The organism is Saccharothrix sp. ST-888, assembly GCF_000955975.1.
In the GTDB taxonomy this organism is placed as follows: domain Bacteria; phylum Actinomycetota; class Actinomycetes; order Streptomycetales; family Streptomycetaceae; genus Kitasatospora.
In genome coordinates, this window is sequence record NZ_JYJF01000735.1 from 1 (window position 1) to 330 (window position 330).

The following is a 330-nucleotide window of genomic DNA, read 5'->3' on the forward strand; positions in this document are numbered from 1 at the left end:
CGACGCTGCCTCCAGCGGCGGCCGACCATTACTACCTGCGTCCGCGGGGTCATCGCCGGCCGAGGCCTGCCCCTAGAGCGGCCCACCGAACTCGGTATACTGGACGGTGCGGTTCGCTGCATCCGAGCGTCCGGGGCCCCGGCGGTGCACCTCTGTCAGCTGGTCCTTGTCGTTCAGCAGAAGGTCGAGCACCACCGGTCCTGGCCCCAGCTCCGCCCTGAGCGCCGTCCTCCGGGCCGTGCTCAGCTGCGTCTGCGCGGCGGCGTACGCCTCGGCAGAGAGGGTCACCCGGTAGCGCTGAAACGTTCCGTCGGTGCCCTTCTGCTCCCC

At 70.9% G+C, this 330-nt stretch carries 1 protein-coding gene; it reads right to left on the bottom strand.

Annotated features, from left to right (window positions below):
• Positions 1–72: 72 nt before the first annotated feature.
• On the bottom strand, positions 73–330 hold a 258-nt coding region (locus UK12_RS34410; RefSeq protein WP_045307157.1), incomplete at its 5' end, for a hypothetical protein.